This is a genomic window from Verrucomicrobiota bacterium (assembly GCA_037139415.1).
In the GTDB taxonomy this organism is placed as follows: Bacteria; Verrucomicrobiota; Verrucomicrobiia; order Limisphaerales; family Fontisphaeraceae; genus JBAXGN01.
The window spans coordinates 1-19,085 of sequence record JBAXGN010000009.1 but is presented as its reverse complement, the minus strand read 5'-3'; the positions used below and the strand labels follow the sequence as shown (position 1 = coordinate 19,085).

Sequence of the window (19,085 nt, the reverse complement as noted above, 5' to 3'; positions counted from 1 at the left end):
AACGCTGTTTCTTGGCGGCGAAAAATTCCAACTTTACCGCATCAGGAATTGCGCGTTTAATCACCCGCATGAATCAACCGCGAATCCTGATCATGACGTTGCTCGGCATGGGCTGCGTGGTCGGGATGCTGGCTACTGCACAAACCCGGCGAATGACCAATAACCCGGCCTCGGATACCGTCACCTTTACCGCAGATGTGTTGGTGGCACCGGATGCCACGATTTCCCTGGGCGGAGTCAATCACAGCACCGCGATTCTGCGGCCCAATCTGCCGCTCCTGAAACGGTTGCTCTTCGAAGCGGGCGACCTGCGGGGCGCGACGGTATCGCTGGGGTTGGACGTACCCAAGACGGCTATCACAGTGCTGGCGGAAGGCAAGGCCACCAACGGACAGATGTTTCGTTTTGCGGACATGCCCGCACTCCAGGCGGTGGAGTTGCGCCCGGACATGCAATGGATCCTGGCGGTGTGGCGCCACCAATTCCATTACTCCGGCGGCGGGGAGCTTGGCGAGTTCCGGTTGGAACGCGTCGCAGATGGCAAACAGGTCACCTTGCCGGTGTTTGGCGATCAACCTGTCATGGAGACGGAACTCGGCATATTCTCCCTGGCCGGTTACACCAAGCGCCTCAAATTCCCCGCGCTGGTCAAACGCATTCCGGTTGCCGCCGGCAAAGGGAAAGGCGACTGGGAGGTGGTGGATGGCAAGGACGTGCGGCTGAATTCCACCGCGAGCCGGCTCGCGTTTGCGACCCGCGGCATGGCAGACTGGTCACCCGGATATGATCCCGCGCCAGTCCTGATCTTTGAAGCCAAACAAGCCGGCCAGTATCGGCTGCATGGCTCGTTGCGAATCATCAGTGGCCAGGCCTCCAATCCGCAACAAGCTGAAACGGTCAGTTGGATGCTGCTCGCGACTGAGCCCGGCTTGACCTCCACCGGTGCGACGCTCAAGCTCCATCGGCTGTTGCGGGAAGCTGCCCCGGCGGCAAAAGGCGTTGCCGCGCTCTCCGGGCTGGCCGCGGGCAAGGATTATGATCTGGTTCCAGTGGCAACGGTATCGTTCGGCAAGCTCAGCCCCGGCCAAAAACGATTAACCGTGCCACTGGCTGATTTCGAGAAACCCCTGGCCCGCTGGCAAAGCGGCGAGTGGGCGGATCATGGGATGCTTGCGATGGTGGAGCCGGATTCAAAAAACATCCTGCCGCACCTGATGCTGGCACCCAAGGATATAAAAGGGGAAGTGACCATCAAATCTCATCCCGCACATCAGGTGTTTGCCAATCCGCTCAAGCCCGTGACGGGAACGTATGTGCAGGTGCGCGACGGCCATTTGAACTACGGCGGCCAACGGCTGCGGCTGTGGGGAATCTGCGGGGGGCCGGAAGGCGACGCCCGCGCCGCCGACCGATTGGCGCGGCTCGGATTCAACGCCATGCGCCTGTGGGGACAGGGCGGACAGGAAGGAAAAGGCGCGCCCAGCTACGATGCAGCCTCGGCCAGCAAGGGCCAACTCCGCGATCCCGCCACTTACAAAACCGGTGAACGCAATGTGCTGGATAATTACGACCGATACTTCGCTGACCTCAAGCAATCGGGCTTTTTTATTGTATGCCCCCAATTGATGAGCGGCATTGGCTGGGATTACCTGGTACAGGACGGCTCGTTTGTGTCTGCCGGTGCGGACTGGGAGGAGTGGAAGGCCGCGATACGCACGAAGGCCACCGGCGCAAAAAAAGAGGTTAAAGCCGCGAAATTCTGGCTGGCCTTCGATGAACGGCTCATCCAGGCGCAACGCCAGCACGCCCGGAATTTTCTCAACCACGTCAACCCGTACACCGGGAAACGCTACGCGGAGGAGGAAGCGGTGGCGATCTGGGAGATTCACAACGAATACCAGCTTGTGCGCTTGGTTCTCGAGAACGGCTTTGACACCTGGCCGGACTATTTCCGCAATAAGCTGACGGCGCGCTGGAACGATTGGCTGAAGGCCCGCTATCAAAACGAGTCGGCGCTGACGACTGCCTGGGACAAACTCGAAATCGGCGAGTCTTTGGGCGGACGCACGGTCAAACTGGCCCCGATATTCAGCCAGCGGGAAGCCTTTCCCAAAGCGCGTGCCGACGACTTCGTCGAGTTCATCACCACCCTGGTTGCTCGTTATTACCTCGATTTTCAAGCCTTCTGTCGCACTCAGGCTCCTGCCGGTGTCGGCATCAACGTCGTTCCATTCTCCTTTGACACCCAGTACCGTCCCAACACGCCGTGGCATTACAGCACGGCCGGTCAGGCGGATGTCGCTAATTTCGGCATGTACTTTTTTCCCCTCACCTCATCGCTGGGCAAACCACCGGGCGCTTACGTCATGGATTCGCATACCGTCGCCGGCAAGCCCACCATCATTTACGAAACCAATGAATCACGTCCTTGCGCCTATCGCACGGGTCGGGCCTTCATCAATGCGGCGCTAGGGGCATGGCAGGACTGGGATGCCATCTTCTGGCATTATTACCATAGCCTGCCTCAACCGGATGAACAGTTCCTCGCGCTGCCCTTGCAATACATGACCAGCACCTTTTACTGGAGCGCCGTCGAGACTGAGCGCGACCCAGCCATGCTTTCCGCCATCGCTCTTGCGGGACGCATATTCATCAACGGCCATATCGCCTCCGCCTCCCATCCCGTGACGTATCAACTCGGCAAAAGGGCTCTTTTCGGCTATGACCTTTGGAACGGCGTCTCCATGAGCCGAGCCACGTTCCAGCGCGGCGCGGCGGTCCGCTTCGATCCCAACGGCAACTACGGTGTCAAAATCGAGGGGGCTGATGCCGAGGCGTTCACCGGCCGGATGGAGGCCGCCGTGGCCTCCGGCGAACAGGTCCTTTGGGACTGGCCCAATGGACGCCTCATCATAGACACCCCGAATACCAAGGCTTACGTCGGTGCGCCACCGGCTCAAGGTGGATGGTACCGTTTCCGGGATGGCATTTCCGTCGGTGGTCTTAAGCATGATTTTGTCGCGCTGGCCATCGTCAGTGCCGATGACCGCCCGCTGGTTGGCGCCGCGCCAGCCAAACGCATCTACCTTAATGCCCGCCGCGATGCCCACAACACCGGATTCGACATTGATTTGTCGGTTGCCAAAGCTGATGGCAGTTTTGGCGACCCGTTTGAGCAAGCCCGGCGGATTCGCAATCGCGGTCATGCGCCGGTGGTGGAGGATGATGTGCCGTTCACGGTCTGTTTCCCCGTCGAAATTTCGGCCCAATGGCGCGGCTACGATTTCGCGCAGCGGCAGGTGATGGACCGCACCGTGTCCGGGAGCAACCGTTTGGAATACTCCGGCCCCGCGTTATTCATGAGCACGGTGGATTTGAGCGCGCGCGGTAAAGCTATGGAAACACCCCAAACCACCATCGTCGCCATCGCCAAAGAAAGTAACCTCGAGGCCGCAATACCGGCTACGGGTGATGCGGTACTGGCCAAGGTTTGGCATCCCGTGCCCGGCATCACCTGGGCTGATAACTATGCCAGGGTCCATCGCCTGTTGCGGCAATCGTCCATTTCCTTCACCACCATCAGCAAAGCGGAAGCGAGTCCCGAGGCGCAGACCAGTATCCGCCTGACGGATGCCAAGATGCTCTTCAATCTGCCCGCCGGCATCACGATCGCATTTGCCCAGGGAAAGATGCAGAGCCTCGATGTCACCTTTACCCGCCCGCCGTCTCTCAACGAGGTGGTCAAAGCGTATGAGGATAAGTTTGGCAAACCGGAGCAGAAGCAAATTGCCAATGAACAGGGTTCCGATACCAGCCTGATCCAATGGCACGCTAACATGCCAGGGGCAACGCTGCTCATCAAGGTGATCGAGACCCAGGGGAACCTGAGCATCCACTACGAAATCCAGCCAACCCAACCCTGACAAAGCCTTCGTGGAGAGCGAAAGCAAAGCCCCCTCACACCCAGGGCGTTTGGCTGGCGGTCAAAGACCGCCGACCGGCATAGGGAAAAAGAAATCGCTAAACAGCAGGCCCCGAAAATGTTGGCATAGGCTGGTGAAGAAACCTAGCGAGGTCGGCCGCACGTCCAAAGCGGAGCGCTTGGGCGACAGCGAAGTCACCGTGGCACATTCCGCGTCGGATTGGCGTCAGGCCAAGGCGGCGCTGGGACGGGAGCACGGATTGGGGGTGGGCCGGGAAGCCGGCGACCGGCTCTGTCAGTTGGTGCGGCAGGACGGGCGCTTGGTGACGGTATTGGTGTGGTGTGCGGCAGCCTGGCATTTGAAGGCGCGGGATAAAACGGTGGGCTGGGATGCGGTGACGCGTTCCAAGCGGTTGAAGCTGGTGGTTCAACTGCGGCGGTTTTTGGTGTTAGAAGCGACGCGGCGGCCAAACCTGGCCAGCCAGTGCCTGGGGGCGGGGAGGCGTGAATTGGTCGGCCAGTGGGAAGGCCAACACGGGTATCGGCCGCTGCTGGACGAAAGCTTTAGCGATCCGGAGAGTCACGCGGGCACCGTTTACAAGGCGACCAATTGGGTGCCGGCCGGGCTGACCAAAGGCTACTCCCAGGACCACACCGACTTTTACGTCCCCAATGGGCGACCCAAGAAGCTCTGGCTTAAAGAACTGGCCCCCAAAGCGTGCAGGTTGATGTGCGCGCGGGAATTACCGCAGGCCTGCCAGGGAGCCGAGGACGAGGGGGGCGGAGCGCGCAGCCCGCTCAAAGTTAGCCAACTGGAGCAGCCAAGGCTCGACGGCTCGCTTTTTGACTGGTTGGAGTTTGACACCGTCCGCTCAAAGTGCGTACATGTGCCCGTATGGCTCCGGCGCATGTTGAATCGCAGATTCAGTCCAGCTCGCAATTTGGCGAGGATGTTTTGATTTGGGAATTCTTTGGCAAAAAGCAGGACGGTTTCTTTGTCGAGATCGGGGCCAACGACCCCTTTGAATTCAGCCAGACTTGGTTTTTTGAACGGCAAGGCTGGAGTGGGTTACTGGTGGAACCGCTTTCCGCACGCGCCCAACTGCTCCGGGAAAAGCGCCCGCGCAGCCGGGTATTTCAGGTTGCCCTGGGGGCACCGGAGGATTGCGGACCCATGACCATTGGCATACCCGCCAACGACATGTTTGCCGCGTTGCGCCCGCGTGAGAAGGCCCCCACCGCCGTGCGTCAGGAAACCGTGGAGGTGACCACCTTCGATAAAATTCTGGCGCAAGCCGGATCGCCCAAGATAGATTTTCTTTCCATTGATGTGGAAGGGATGGAATTGGAGGTTTTACGCGGTTTTTCCCTGGAAAAAGTCCATCCCTCGCTGATGTTGATCGAAGACCATCTCAAAAGCCTGAGTGTTCACCGATATGTGACGAATAAAGGTTACCGTCTGGTCAAACGTACCGGCTGTAACAACTGGTACGTGCCGGCGGGTACCACGTTTAACCTCACCTCCTTTGGTGAACGCCTCGCCCTCTGGCGCCGGGTGAATCTGAATACGCCCATCAACATCGCGGCCAAGAAGTTGCGGGTGCTGGTTCGCGGCCACTGAAGTCAACACGGGTTTACCTTACAGCCATTCCGTATGCGGCACGCCCGGCATCGGCATGTCCTTGGCGCTTTGAATCACTTCCACCCCGATGCCGTTGCGGCTCGCGGTGTTCCATTTGGGCAGGCGGGTTTGTCCCAGCTTGCATTTGACCAGTCGGGGCGCCGAGTCGGATACTTCGCCTGGGGGCATGATAACCGTCGCCGGTTTGCCTAGCACGTTGGCCGCCCAATGGGAAAAGGAGGAAGCCGGGGTGGCAAGGACCACGTCGCAGCAGGCCAGCGCAAAGAGGTCGGCCACCGGATGCGTGCTCGAAGCGTGACCCGGTCCCTTGTATCCGTAGGGGCTTTGGCTTTCCACGCAAAAACAGTCGAATTGGTCAAACAAGGCGCGGTAATGTTGACGATCCCCGGTACAGCAAATCAAGAACCTGACTTCCGGACAGCGTGCTTTGAGCAACTTCATGCCATGCAGCAGTAGCCAGTCCGGTACTGCATTGTACTTTTGCTGGGCCAGATTAAATTGGCCGTTTTGGGCCACAGTAAAATCCCCGCGCCGCACATGGACTCCCACGAGAGGGCGATTTCCGGTTGCCAGGGTTTTGCGTACGGTTTCGGCAAGGGCCGGAAGCAGTTTCAAACTTTCGGCGACTTTGGGCAGGCAACGATCCGCCAGCTCGTCCGGGGCGCCGAATAATCCGCGAATCCACACGTTATGGAACTGGCTGAGGCGCTCGAACGTGGCGGCATCACAATCACGAATTTTGATGCGGTTATAGAAACTAAACAAGCCGGGCTTTTTGACGCGCACTCCGGCCACTTGCAAAGCGTCGCATTCCGGCCAGGAAATGCGAATTTCGTGCCCATGCCGTTCCCGGATGGCAAACGCCAGCACGAGCGCCTCCAACCGGTTGCAGATGCCGGTAAAGTCCGTGATATACGAGTGTTTTTGCATGCTTTGGAATTAGTCGTAATCCGGGTTGGGCTGGGTCCAATTGATTGGGCTAGGACAAAGCTTGTTTCAGGGCCGCGACAATCCGGTCCTGATCGGCCTCCGTCAGGAACGGATGCATTGGCAGGCTGATGACTTCGCGCGCGGCGCGTTCGCTGACCGGGAAGTCCCCGAGTTTATAGCCAGCCGAGGCGAACACGGGTTGTTCATGGAGGCACTTGGGATAATACACGGCGGTGGGAATGCCTTGTTGCTTAAGTTTGGTGCCGACGTCATCGCGGTTGGGGACGCGGATGGTGTACTGGGCATAAACGTGCGTATTGCCGGGCTGCACGGTGGGCGTGGTGCAAAGGCCGGAGAGCAAGGCGGAGTAGCGGGCGCCGATGCGTCCGCGCGCCTCGACTTCCTCCTGGAAGTGGGGGAGTTTGCCCAGGAGCACTGCCGCTTGCAGGGTATCGAAGCGGCCGTTCATACCCACCAGCGGATGATGATGCCGCACCAGTCCACCATGGTTCCGGATGGCCCGCATGGTATTAGCCAGGGCGTCGTCGTTGGCAAAGAGCGCGCCGCCATCGCCGTAGCAGCCGAGTGGCTTGGCCGGGAAAAAGCTGGTGCTGCCGATCAGCGTGACCCCGCAACTGCGGCGGCCATTGCGGGTGGCGCCAAAGCTTTGCGCGCCGTCTTCAATCACCGGGATTTTGTATTTGGCGGCGAGCTGGTTGACGCGGTCGTAATCCGGCATTTGCCCGAACAGGCTCACGGGCAGGATCGCCTTGGTGCGTGGAGTAATGGCTGCCTCAATTTGATTTAAATCCATGTTGTAGCTGTCCAAATCAATATCCACAAAGACCGGTTTGGCACCGACCAGCGCAACCACCTCGGCGGTGCTGATCCAGGTGAACGGCACCGTGATGACTTCATCCCCCGGTCCAACACCCAGCGCGCGCAAAGCGATTTCCAGGCTGTCGGTGCCGCTGGTCACGGTGAGGCAATGTTTGACGCCGACATAGGCGGCCAGCGCGGCTTCCAGTTCCACAATTTCCGGCCCCATGATGTATTGGCCGTGGTTTAAGACGGTTCGCATGCGGGCGTCAATTTCAGCCTGGTATTTCGCGTATTGGGTTTTCAGGTCAATGAAGTCCATAAATTTTATATTTTACGTATTGGCATCGAATGGTTCGTCATGCGACGGATGTTCTATGCGGAACCGCACGTATATTCAACCTCAAATAAAACGGTTTTACAGATGGACAGGGCTGCATCAAGCGCGTTGGTGCGTTACGAAAACTACGAGGTGGGCAGGGTCTGTGGTTCCGTACCCCCTCACCTGTTTCCTCTCCCTCGGGGAGAGGAGGCCCGTTCTGCGGCTGAGGGAGCGGATGATGGGTTGCTTGCAGGTCTTTGGCGTCCGGCGCAGAATCCGTCTGCGGCGGGAGCGCACGAATGACATTGGAAATCTCAAAACGCCGCGAGCGGTTTTCCCTCTCCTCAAGGGAGAGGGCGAGGGTGAGGGGGTACGGAACTGCATGCTGCTCCCGACGGTTAAGATTGCACAGCGGAACTTCAGCGAAGGCAATGGATTTTGACGGTGAGGAGCTTCCCGGAGTTTCATATCTCCTCACCAGGCCCCCTCATCCCATCCTTCTGCCAAGGGGGAGAAGGTGCCCAAGTGCGGGCTGCCTGCAGGTCATTGCATCTGGAGGCGCAGGAAGCGGCGGGGCACGGTGCGGTTGATGGTGTTGGTGGCGGAAAAACCGCCATTGGTGTCAAACGTGTTGGTCAACACGGGCACCCAATTGCTGCCCGGGGTGGTGATGTTGGTGGCGGCCAGCAGATAATATACGGTGCCGGGTTGACCACCACTGCCACTCAAGCTGAGGTTTTGTCCGGCACCGATGAGCGCGGGCTTCACAATTTGCAGCGGCGCGGCGGCACCGATAATTTCCAGCGACCCATCCAGCAACAGTTTGTTGGTCCAAGTGAGGCCGGGGCGCAACGCTGGCAGATTGGTTTTGGCGAAGGTGCCGGTGTAGTTGGTGGCGCTGAACAGTTTGAAGCGGTCGCCCGCCGCCAGGATGCCACCCAGGTTGGTAATCACCAGCGTGCCGCCGTAAGTTACTTTGCCCAAGCCCGCCACCTGATCATTGGTGCCGAGCGCCTTGGCGAGCCGCATCAGGTTCGTGCTGTTCGCCGCGAAGGTCAAGGCGTTGCTGATGGTAAGCGTGCCGCAATCGGTATCGCCCGGGGTCAATTGCCCGCCGCCATTCACTGTGACCGGGCCGCGAATCAAGCCGTTGCCACCCAAGACAGCATTGGCGGCAACACTGACCGCGCCCGTGCCCGAAAGCGCGCCGTTGACCCACAGCGAACCGCCTTGCACCGAGGTCGTGAGACTGTACGTGTTCGTCCCGGAAAAAGTCCACATGCCACCCGCCACCGCCACCGCCAGCATGTTCGTTCCGCCATCCGCAATCGTCCCGGAGACAAGCCCCGCACCGGGACCATAGAAGCGCAGGTTCCGCCCGGTGGTGCTCGGCGCAAAAGTCCCGGTCAACGTAAGCGTGCCAGCCTTGGAGTAAATCACGGTATCACCGCCGCCCCCGGTAAGTGTGACGTTTCCCTGAATGACATTATCCCCCGCTTCATTGAACAGGCATCCACCCGCCCAACTGGTAAAGAACGCAATTGAGGACGGCAACACCACGCTGCCAAGGCTGCCATCCAGATGAAGTTCGGGATGACCCGGAGAGCCATTGTTGAGATAGATGCTCTTGGTCCCCACGCCAAGCCCGTAGCTGCTGGTAATCCAGACCGCGCCGGTTTTCACGTTCAGGTCGCCAGCGAATGTGTTGGAGCCACTCAGAATCAGCGTGCCAAAACCATCTTTGATCAGCCCGCCAGTTCCGGAAATATCGCCCGGTTGGGTCACGGTTGTATTGGTAAGCACGATGAAGTCGAGCGTGGCATTGTTCGTGATGTCTCCCGCCAGGCTTCCATTGGTGATGCCGTTGCCCACCTGCAGCGTGCCGCTCAGCACCCGGGTAAGCCCCGTGAAACTGTTGCTCGCGGTAAGGATCACGGTGTTGTTGCCATTCTTGACCAACCCACCGGCCCCGGATATTTCAGAAGCAAAGGTGACTGGCGCAGTGGACGAGGCATTGAGCGTGAGATCCGACAGCAGCGTGACTGGATTGGAGATGACGCAGGCACCTGCACTGCTCTGGTTCAACTGCGGTAGGGCGAGCGTGGTGGTCTGGTTCACAAAACGCAACGAGCCGCCCGACACCACCGTAACCGCAGCATTAGAGGGATTCGCAGCTTCCAGACTATTTAATGCAAAGGCACCGGCAAGGTTGTTGCTGGCGCTGTAGGCTCCTCCCGCAGCGAAACGGACAGTGCCGTTGCTATTACCGCCCACCGGAGGGGCAACTGCGTTGGACCAATTCCCTGCCCCGCTCCACACGCCTCCGGCGGCGTTGGTCCACACATAGGCTCGTACCGGGTTGTTGGCATCAATGAAAGTGAAGCGCATCCAATTGAAGTTACCGACATAGCCGGTCGCACCATTGGTATCCATGGCCAGGCGTAACACGTGCTGCCCAGCGGTGATGGCCGCATTGGTGCGAGTGAGGGTCTGCCAGGTTTGCCAGCCACCGGTATTGGACACGGTCAGGAAACCGGAAACATTCACGCCATCCACTTCCAGATGAAAGGTGCCACCATTGCCGGAAGAAGCCGTGCGGACTTCCAACTGATACTGGCCGGGATACAGGGCATTCACGGTGTACTCAAGCCATTCACCGGCGAGCACGTTACCAAGACTGTAACCGCCTCCGGTATCCGAGCAGGTTTCGATATCCACCCCATCCAAGGGACGGTATTGCCCGGAGACATTGGTCAGCGTGGTATCGTGGTAACCGACCCCTTCACCGCCGAGATCGTAATCTTCGGCCTGTATGGTTCCCGGTAACACCTCCGGCGTGCCGTTAAACGGAGCTTGCGGCGGCGGCAGCACCAAAGATACCCGGTCCCGCACCAAGCCGGTGGGATCCTGTGGATTCCAAAACGCTTCAAGCGTGACGGTCTTTGAAAGTGCAGCGGGAGTGCCCTGCACCGCCACCGAGATGGTGGTCACCGCCCCGGTGGCCAGGAAATTCGTCACGGCAAATCCCTCGGCGCTGAGGATCGCGCTCGTGATATCCCGTCCGGCACTGTCATAGTATTTGACGGCGGTTCCTCCCGCGCCGCTTTCAAACGCCTGAATGACCGGCAGGCATTGGATATCGCCATCGTTACGCAATTGCACGGTGACGACTGCCCCGGTATTTAGTAACGTGAATGACAAGTCCTCCGGGGTACCATTCGTGTCCCGGATGCCCTTGATATATTTGATGGCATCCATGGCCAAATTAGCGTAGCTGCCGGATTTGGTTTCGGGCAACACCGCGTATGGCCCGGCATACCATGATTCAAAAAGATAGCGCGTCGCGCGTCCACCTTCCTGCTGATGCGTGCGCATTACGGTCAGACTTTGATTCTTGTAATTCAGATCCCACGTGTCGTTGTTGGAGGAGCCACCGTCGTACGAATTGCAGATTTGCGTATGCCGGCTGCCACGCGACCAGAGCCAGGCCTCATAATCGCGGATCTTTTTCCGGTTTGCCGCCAGTTGCGCGAGCGACCAGCCACCGGGATTTCCGGGATATTCGGCAAAATATTCGTAAGGGCAATCACTGACGAAGGCAAAGGGAGAACCCAAGCTGGTTCCAACCAGCCAGGCGTCTTTCATAAAGTCGTAAAAATTCCATTTAAACGAGTAGTTTGTGCCGTTATTCGTGAAGTTGAAAATGCCCGGATCCGTGCCAAGCGATACGCCGTTGGACCAACTGAACCACACCGGCGACCAGGTCCAACCCACTTTGACGTGAGGACGCAATGGCTGATAATCCGTAACATAATCGCGCCATTGCCCGGACGTGTACGGATAACCCGCGCTGATTTCATTCGTATTACCTGTTCCCGCAACTCGCAAGTTATTCGTGGGCCATTCAGGATGCCATTGAGAGAAGTCCTGATATTGCGGGTTGTAATCCTGCGTCACATCGCTGAGCGTGAACCCGAGCCCCTCCAGGAGCGCGGCATTGCCCGACTGGCCCGTCGCAGAACTGTGCCCGTAGTTCATGTTGTTCGTCTGTGGACGCCAGGCATCTTCAAGGATGAACCGGGTGTTTAACGGCGTAAGCTGCGCGGAGATGGCCGGACCAACAGTGCTGCGATTGGTCATCTTGGCCACTCCGTTGACCCAAACGTAGCCGTGCAGCATGAATCCGTCGTGCCAGCGTTTCACATAATCCCAGCCGACCGTGTTGGTTAGCTGTTCCATGTTCGAATGGGTGCCGATGATATTGCTATTCGTGTCATACAAGTTGTAATGACACGAACCGCCCCACCAAATTTCCGCCGGCACCGGGCGGGGGCGAACAAGCGTGTTCGAACTGAGCGTAAGTATGAGCTGGACGGAATTGCTGGCAATGCCACCCGTCGTGGGCCGGGCAAAAACGGTAACCGTATTGGTGCCTTCGCGCAAATGGCGCATGGTGCAATCCCACGGTGCGGATGGCGGATGAGCGCCATAATCCCAAAGCCGGTTGGTGGCATCGCGCACCTCATACCAAATCGCATTGGTGGTGATGCCATGAAGGATCACGTTCAGATTGGTGGACAGCGCAGTGACGGTCGCTGGCGCATTCGTAAACTCCAGGAAGGGAAACTTGCGGACCATCAGCAGTTTCACGACGCGTGCCGTGTTGGTGTCCACGCTCACTTCCCAGGCGGAGAGCGGATGCAAGGTGAGGCCGTTGTTCGTCAGGTTGCCGGTGTAATAAAAAGCAGCATAGCTCTGCCCGGCGGTCAGGCCGCCAGCATCGCTCACCAATAGTTGCCCATCCAAAACCAGATTTCCGTTCACCCTCACGACCGCATTCGTCCCGCCATTGGCCGACCCGATGGCCAAGTCGAGGACAGACGTGTTTGACAGGATAAGGGAACCAGTGGTCAGCGCGCTCGGTCCAACATCCAGCGTCGCCCCATCACGAATAGTGACCGCGCCGCTAATCACTCCAGTGCCGGTTAGTTTGGCCCCGCTGTTCACCGTCACATTGGTGGTGCCGCTGAGCCGCCCGCTCACGATTAACGTTCCGGTGGACACAACCGTTGGACCGGTGAAGGTGTTTGTGGCGGTGAGCGTCAAAGTGCCACTGCCCGTTTTCGTCAACCCACCGCCGCCGGTCCCATCGAGCAACGGCTGATTAATGGTGATGCTCTGGCCATTATCATCAAACACGGCACCGCCTGATTTAACATAAGCGGTGAGCCCGGAAATTACCGGCCACCATGGAGTGACCGGGGCGGAACTGGCCCGCAACTTGCCACCGTTCAAATTGACCACGCTGGCGGAAGAACCGCCACCAGTGCTGAGGGAATCTGCGGTCAACGTTCCACCATTGAGATTGACGGTCGCATTGGCCGCCTGGCCGAAACGAAGATTGTTGCCGACCGTGACATTGGCGCTGCCACTCACATTAAGGATGCCATTCTGCGCGTAGCCAATCAGAAAATCCAAACCTGACGAAAAGCTGCCTCCCGAAAACGTGGCCTGGGGAGTTCCACCCGAAGTGCTCTGCCCCACCGTCAAATAATTCGGCGTACTCACGGTGCCGCCAGTTTGTTCCAAAATGCCATCCGTGCTGACGACAATCGAATCATACGCGCCGGTGCCGCCACTCACAGTCAGCGTTCCTCCCTTAACCAAAAAACGTCCGGTGTTCACGGCCAGCTTCTGCAATGTGAACGTTCCACTGAGCACCACATTTGTGCCCGTGCCCTCTTTGGAAAGCGTCATGCCGGAACCGGAAACATTGGCAGAATTTGTCAAAGCACGCCCACCGATGATATTCCATGTCTGACTGCCAGCGAGGGTGAGCGGACAATTCAACGTGAGATCGCGCGTCGCCGCTGAGAGGTCAATGCCACTGGTTCCCAGCGTCAGCGTGTTCGCGCCGTTTATCACAACATTGCCGCCGGGGCTGGTAAGTTTGAGGCCGAGCCAATTGGTGTTTGCTCCGAGATTCACGGTATTGGCGTTCGTGACAATGGCTGACCATTGCGCAACATCAGCCGCCGTTGGTACCACCCCACCCACCCAACTGGAACCCAGGTTCAAGGCATCGGCATTATTGGTCTTATCAATCGTGGCGGCCCCAACCACCGGCACAAGGATAACACTCAACAGCCAGAACAAACACCGCACAATTGCGGATTGCGGAACGCGGATTGCGGATTGTTGCTCAAATTGCACGCCTCGTTTTAATCCTAAAACCGCTCCACCAACTTGTCTATAAGGTACGAACTTTCACGCAGGGATTGTTCGCAGAAGGGACCGAACCACTCGGCGATCTTGTGATATTCGGCGCAAAAGCGTTCCGTGTCGCAACTCTCCAGCAAGGCGCGATTCTCCGCCACCGAGTCGAGAAACTCTTTTAGCACAACCCGGCGCTCCGGCGAGGCCAGCAGGATGTTGGCGTATAACAGCGGGTCTTGCGCAAAAAAGCGGCCAACCATGCCCAGCTCCAGACGATAGATGGGGCTGGAAAATTCCAGGGTGCGCGGCAGGTCAATGTTACGCCGGTAAAGGAACTGGCCGAAAGCAAACGTGGCAAAGTGTCGCACGCCTTGAACAACCGCCATGATTTCATCGTGCTCCTGAGCCTGAATGGACAATACGATATTGCCCCAGGTGGTAAATTGATCCGTCAGCCATTGGCACGCTTCAGGGTTGCGTCCCGGTGAGGCAACCACCACCTGTTTATCCATGCTGGAAGTGGTGGGGCCAAACAACGGATGCAATCCCACCACCGGCCCGGCATGTGCGGCCAGCATCGCGTTTAGGGGCGTCTGCTTAATGCTGGTAATGTCAGCCAAGATACAGTCGGGCGGCAGATGTGGTCCCAATTGAGTGCAAATTTCAGCCGCGAGATGGATGGGCACGCTCACAAACGCAAGCGCTATGCCAGCGCACAATTCCTTAACCTTGGGCCAGTCGTTGACTTCCAGAATGCGAACCTCATAGCCCGACTCGGTGAACCAATGCCGGAAATACGAACCCATCTTGCCCGCGCCGCCCACGATCAGCACCTTGGCGCCCGGACGGACCCCGGTGCGGGTGACATGCACCGTCTGGCGGACGCGCGATTGACGAATGATGCAACGATACAGCTCCTCAATATGATCCGGGTCCAAGCCGGCACGCCGGGCCTGCTCGCGGCGCTGCGAAATCAGGTTTTCTTCGCGCGCCGGATGATAGACGGGCATTCGGTGGACCTGCTTGAGCGCAATCACCTTGTGTACTTTTTCAAAGCGTTGCGAGAGCAAATGGACAATTTGCTCGTCAATACTATCTATCTCGTGCCGCAGCCCTTCCAATTCAGATTGGGCCGCCTGTTCCGTTGTCGGAGCGGCTGCTGGTAACTGGTTCTTCATTGCCCGCTCAGCATACCACAGAATCCGCTGAATAGCCAAGCTTAGAAACGTATTGGGAGAGGACGAATACCAGTTTTCGCCGCTGCAGTCGTTATCAAAATCCGATACCAGCAAGGAGGCTCGGGCTAAATCACCATTCGATTACTGCGGCCCATTTCCAGCGTTGGATCGGCGGGCGTGAGCAGTTTATCCAGGATGCTACTCCCGAATTTCTTTACCGTGTCCAGCCATTCGGTCACCCGGCGGGCGGGCGCGGAGTCAATCGCGGCGGATTTGAAGTAATAGAGGAACACCGCCTTCATGAATTGGTCATCGGTGAGCAGGCTGGCGCTGGGCCGGCCATCGCGAATATCGCGCACGCGTTTCATGACACGCTCTGCCATGGCCGGGTCGCTGACGCTGCCCGCAAAAGTTTCCATGGAATCGGCGGCTTTTTCACGCTGGCCATCCGCCAGCAGTTTTTCCCCGGTGAGATAGACGACCAGCGGATGGTTGGGCTGGGTGCGAATGATTTCTTTGAGCTGGGTATCCGCCAGATCCAACTCGCCAGCACGCAGGGTGTAGAAAAACACCACGAGGCGGGCACCCATTTCCACCTCGGCGGAGGCAAGCTGGTTGGTTTTCAATGTGGCACTGAGGTAATCGGCTTCCAGCAGGGAGAGGCGCGGCAATCCGGCCTGCGCCAGCAGGATCGTGCGTAGCGCTTGGTACAGGATTTTGGACTCCTTTTCCTGGACAGGCGAACGACCGTACTGCGACCCGATCTGTTCGATCTCAAACAAGGCAAAGTCGTTGTACGATGCCAGCACCCATCCCGTGGCCAGCAGGAGATGCACCGTGCGCAAATCCTTGGACGCCCCGCGCAGATCGGCGGCCACCTGAAACCAGATCGAAGTGCCGTTCGTGGCCGTGATCGCATGGCGGCCTGGCAGAAAGCGGGTCAGGTTCGTAGCCAGCGCCGCCGTTTCGCGCACGCCGGGCGGCAGGGAATCTTCCTGGTCCGAAGCACCCACTGTGTCCGCCGCTGCCGCGAGGCTTTCAAACGAGGGTGGCAGAATTTTTACGGTTGCCGCGCGGTAAGCCCGGGCCTTGAGGGTCTTGAGTTTATCCGCCAACTGCACCCGTTCTCGAGTGCGCTCCACTACCCGACGCGCTTCTGCGACCGTAAGTCGGGTGGCTTGCAGTAGTGGTGTCAGTTCCGCCGCCAATTCGGCATGTTTGGCTGCCAGTTTCTCCAAATCCCCGACTGCCTCTTGGGCACGGTCTGCCGCCCGGCTGGCCTGCGCCACTTCCACTACCGCTTCCGCCGCCCGAGCCTCCGCCAAGGCCGCCTCGGCTCTGGCCTTATACTTTTCCGCCTTTTGCCTGGGTGTTTCTCCCGGCCCGCATCCGGTCAGCGCCGCGAGCAGCAGGACTGCGCACAGGAACAATGTTGAACCCAAAAACCGAGGATGAACTCCCGTGGCGACTGCCAATTTGAAATTTTCAATTTTCAATTTGCAATAGTGGTCACGAAAGCACGCCATGGCATAGGATTCTAACTTCTAACTTCCAGCTCCTGACTTCTGACTCCTGCCTTCATTTCCCGCTCTCTTTGATCGCCCGGAACATCGCCAGCAGGTTTTCCACCGGGGTGGGCGCCTGGATGTTGTGAATCGTGTTGAACACAAAGCCGCCATTCTGGCCAAAGATGTCAATGCGTTGGCGGACTTCCCGGTACACCTCATCGGGCGTGCCAAAGGGCAGGGTGCGCTGGGTATCCACGCCGCCACCCCAAAAGACCAGTTTATCCCCGTACTTGGCCTTAAGCGTGGCGGGCTCCATGCCTACGGCGGAACATTGTACCGGGTTGAGAATATCCACGCCCATCTCGACAAAGTCATCCAGCAGCGTGATTACCGAGCCGCAACTGTGATAGAACACTTTCCACGTCGTATTTTCATGCACCCATTTGTTCATGCGCGTGAAATACGGTTTCCACAACTTGCGGAACATGGCGGGCGAGATGATCAGGCCGCGCTGCGTGCCGAAATCCGTGCCGCTGATGATAACCGCATCGAGTTTGTTGCCCACCGCCTGGTGTAGCAGCTTCAGGTTCTTCAACGCCGCTTCGGTCTGCAGTTGGAAGATGCCATCAATGTAATCCGGGTGCAGCGCCAGGAATTCATACCAGCGGTTGGGATCGCGAATGCCCTTGGGATTGAGCAGCATTTCGCCGGGCACCACCGCCACGTCGCCCAGACCGCCCTGGCCAAAGTTGCTGATGATGCCGAACTCCGTGTTGTGATACAGGTGATTGGTCTGCTGCTCGTAATGCTTCAAGTCGGCATCGCTGAACACGCCGAACTGATCCGCCCAATCGTTGGGGTCCAAATGATCTTCATCCAGCGGTCCCTGGCGCACGATGGCGTCAAAGTAGAAGCCGCCCTTGGGCAGCCGTCCCGAGGGCGACGCGGTGCGATCCCCCTTCGGGTAGATCAAAATGTCGCCATTGGCCTCCTCCGAGGTCTGGAATTCCTCGGACACCAGCACATCCGTGCCGTCCTGCAAACGCCACGGTTTCCAACCGGTGTTGCGATAACCGAAAATCGTGGTGGTCGGCCAAATCCCGGCGACATCAATCCCGAGCTTGAGGCGCACATCATCCTCGACCATCCCGAGCAGTTGCAGCGGCTCGTTGACCTTGGTCGGCTGCGGTTCAAGCCCCAGGGCGGGGCGCAACCGGGCATAGGCGCTGGCGGCGATGCCGGTCACCCACGTGGCGCCCATATCCACGGGCACCCGGTCGGTGGCTTGATGATTTAACGCTTTGCGGAAACGTTCACGTGAGGTCATAGGTTTTATCGTGTTTAATGCTCAAGTTTTTGCTGCGCGGAGAAACGTATCATAGACGGCCTCGACTGTCACGGACTCCATGCAACGTCGCAATTCCTCGGCGGTGCCCTTGATCGGATGTCCGTCGTAGCGGTAATAATCCAGGTTCCGTCCATTGACCCCCGGATTCTTCACCAGGAAGTACTCGCGTAGCGGCTCGTTGGTTTTATTGATGGTGGGGGCTTCGATGACGATCTGGCGCGGCACCTTCACGGCCGCCGCCATGTGCATCAACGAGGTGTCCACGCTGATGAAGCTGTAGCAGCGGGCAATCAGGGCCGCCGCCTGCCGGATATCCTTGCTCTCCACATTCAGCACGCGGTCAGATTTCACTTCGGCCAGGATGCGCCGATGATCCTCGCGCTCATCCGGGCCGCCGAACAGCAGTGCCACCACATCCGGCTGCTGCTCCAGCATTCGCCGGATCAACAGGATGTAATGTCCCAGCGGCCAGCGTTTGAGGCTCAGGTTCTTCGTGGCACCGGAGCCGACATGAAATCCCACACATCGTTTGCTGGCCAGGCGATGCTGCGTTAGGAAGTCCGTGGCAAATTGTTCCTCAGCGGCGGAGAGGAAGAGTTCAAATTCGTGCCGATCCAGTTTGGGGGATTTGTTCAGCAACGACAACAGCGAGATGTTATTCGCGATGCTGTGGGCGTCGTAAGTATGGGGTAGGGTGCGGTTGACGAGCAGGCCATCCAGCCAGTACCAGGTGTCGTACTGATGGCTGAGCCGTAGCGGTGCGCCAATCAGCCAGGCCCCGGCGCGATATTCCATGCGGCTCTGGGGATGGGCGTTGATGGTGATGTCGTAGCGCTCACGCCGCAGCTTGAGGAAATACTTGAAGGCACCCAGTTTGCCGAGCTTGAACAGGTGTTCCTGATGGACCGTGTTCACATGGGGATTGCCCCGCAGGATGTCTTTCGACCCCGGCCACAACACGAAGGCATCCAACACCGCGTCCGGATAATTCGCCCGCAGCTCATGAATGAGCGGCGTGGCGATTAGCGTGTCCCCAATGCCCGCGATGGAAATCACCAGTATTTTCATCGGCAGCGAGTGTGGCGGATGCGCAGAATATTTGAAGTCTTTTATGCAACCGGTTTTTCCAGGCATTTATCCTTTAGCCTCTTAAGAAACTCCGGATGAAGCCGTTGGTGTTGGAACGAGTTCGAACCCCAA

The 19,085-nt window shown here is 58.4% G+C and carries 10 protein-coding genes; 3 read left to right on the top strand and 7 right to left on the bottom strand.

Going from position 1 to position 19,085, the window contains the following annotated elements; all coding sequences use genetic code 11:
* The first annotated feature begins 68 nt into the window (after positions 1-68).
* From WCO56_02755 to WCO56_02745, 3 genes are all read left to right on the top strand, one after another.
* Positions 69-3,923 carry a beta-galactosidase gene (locus WCO56_02755; protein MEI7728458.1) on the top strand — a complete coding sequence of 1,285 codons (3,855 nt, stop codon included), beginning with the start codon at positions 69-71 and terminating at the stop codon, positions 3,921-3,923.
* 133 nt (positions 3,924-4,056) lie between these two features.
* Entirely contained in the window at positions 4,057-4,881 is an 825-nt protein-coding gene (locus tag WCO56_02750) for a Druantia anti-phage system protein DruA (GenBank protein MEI7728457.1), read from the top strand.
* A complete protein-coding gene (locus tag WCO56_02745) occupies positions 4,878-5,543 on the top strand; it encodes an FkbM family methyltransferase (GenBank protein ID MEI7728456.1) in 666 nt (221 codons plus the stop codon). Before WCO56_02750 ends, WCO56_02745 begins: the two co-directional genes overlap by 4 nt.
* An 18-nt stretch (positions 5,544-5,561) precedes the next feature.
* Here the strand turns inward: WCO56_02745 and WCO56_02740 are convergent, their stop codons facing one another.
* The 7 genes from WCO56_02740 to WCO56_02710 all read right to left on the bottom strand — a co-directional run bounded on the left by WCO56_02740 (position 5,562) and on the right by WCO56_02710 (position 18,953).
* Positions 5,562-6,494, bottom strand: coding sequence for an alpha-1,2-fucosyltransferase (locus WCO56_02740; protein MEI7728455.1), 933 nt, complete (start codon positions 6,492-6,494; stop codon positions 5,562-5,564).
* Between the two features lie 49 nt (positions 6,495-6,543).
* Positions 6,544-7,635, bottom strand: a complete 1,092-nt coding sequence (locus WCO56_02735; GenBank protein ID MEI7728454.1) for a DegT/DnrJ/EryC1/StrS family aminotransferase — start codon at positions 7,633-7,635, stop codon at positions 6,544-6,546.
* 543 nt (positions 7,636-8,178) lie between these two features.
* The gene (locus WCO56_02730; GenBank protein MEI7728453.1) at positions 8,179-13,848 is read right to left on the bottom strand and encodes a carbohydrate-binding protein; all 5,670 of its coding nucleotides are present in this window, start codon (positions 13,846-13,848) and stop codon (positions 8,179-8,181) included.
* A 14-nt stretch (positions 13,849-13,862) separates the two neighbouring features.
* Positions 13,863-15,029, bottom strand: coding sequence for a bifunctional chorismate mutase/prephenate dehydrogenase (gene tyrA / locus WCO56_02725; GenBank protein ID MEI7728452.1), 1,167 nt, complete (start codon positions 15,027-15,029; stop codon positions 13,863-13,865).
* 125 nt (positions 15,030-15,154) lie between these two features.
* Positions 15,155-16,471, bottom strand: a complete 1,317-nt coding sequence (locus WCO56_02720; protein ID MEI7728451.1) for a hypothetical protein — start codon at positions 16,469-16,471, stop codon at positions 15,155-15,157.
* A 136-nt stretch (positions 16,472-16,607) separates the two neighbouring features.
* Positions 16,608-17,864, bottom strand: coding sequence for a uroporphyrinogen decarboxylase family protein (locus WCO56_02715; protein ID MEI7728450.1), 1,257 nt, complete (start codon positions 17,862-17,864; stop codon positions 16,608-16,610).
* Between the two features lie 21 nt (positions 17,865-17,885).
* On the bottom strand, positions 17,886-18,953 hold the full coding sequence (locus WCO56_02710) for a glycosyltransferase family 9 protein (protein ID MEI7728449.1): 1,068 nt from the start codon (positions 18,951-18,953) through the stop codon (positions 17,886-17,888).
* Positions 18,954-19,085 lie beyond the last annotated feature (132 nt).